Below are 991 nucleotides of genomic sequence, written 5' to 3'. Positions count from 1 at the left end.
GGGATAACGATCATTTTATTTTATCTTTTTGAATGGTCGCCGGGACTTTTAAGCTTGATCATCAATGCTTTCCTGCTCATTGTCGGTTATAAATATTTGTCGAAAATGACCACGATTTATACGATCGTTGCCGTTGCATTCAACTCGCTATTCCTTCATTTAACGGAGAGTTGGAATATATCTTCCGATGAAATTGTCATCAATGCGATATTTGGCGGAGTGTTTGCCGGTGCAGGAATTGGGATGATCATTCGAGTGGGCGGGACGACTGCCGGTACGACGATCCTCGCCAGAATCACGAATAAGTATTTGGGATGGAGCTTAAGTTATGGACTTCTGTTTTTCGATTTAATCGTTGCGTTCTCATCTTATTTCATCATTGGCGCAGAAGGACTTATGCTTACAATTCTAATGCTTTATATTGGAACGAAAACGATGGAATTCATCATAGAGGGCTTGAATCCGAAAAAAGCGATTACCATCATATCCAATGAAGCGGATCAGATTGCAAGTCAAGTAACCGTACTGATGGACAGAGGGGTAACCGTTTTTAGCGGTCATGGATACTACACGAAAGCTTCCAAGGATATTTTATATATCGTTATCAGCAAGCAGGAGGTCCTCAAGTTGAAACGGATCGTGAAGGCAACCGATAGCAATGCATTTATTGCCATTCATGATGTCCGTGACGTATTTGGTGAAGGATTCCTCGATATATCGAAGTCCTGAATGAATTGTTTTTAGCTGGCGGATAATGTGGTTTCGGAGTGATCTCATTCCGAAACCTTTTTTTATTGCTGTTATTCTATGTAGGAACCCTCGAATTTTGTCTGAAGGTGTCATGAAATATATTGTAAAATAATCTATATATTCAGAATAAAATGTTATATTATGTAATTCAGAAGTCATACAACCCTGACGAGTGCAGCCATTAATGATGGAGGTGTCCAAGATGATCCTTTTGAAAGTGGATGACAGGAAGTTTGGGAAG

The 991-nt window shown here is 39.9% G+C and carries 1 protein-coding gene; it reads left to right on the top strand.

All coding sequences use genetic code 11. The features are described from left to right. Positions 1 to 729: YitT family protein (locus tag CVN76_RS00840; protein ID WP_100530088.1), on the top strand; the 729-nt coding region annotated here is incomplete at its 5' end. Between the last annotated feature and the right edge of the window lie 262 nt (positions 730 to 991).

This window comes from Bacillus sp. mrc49 (assembly GCF_002803435.1).
This window is presented reverse-complemented; position numbering and strand designations above follow the sequence as displayed.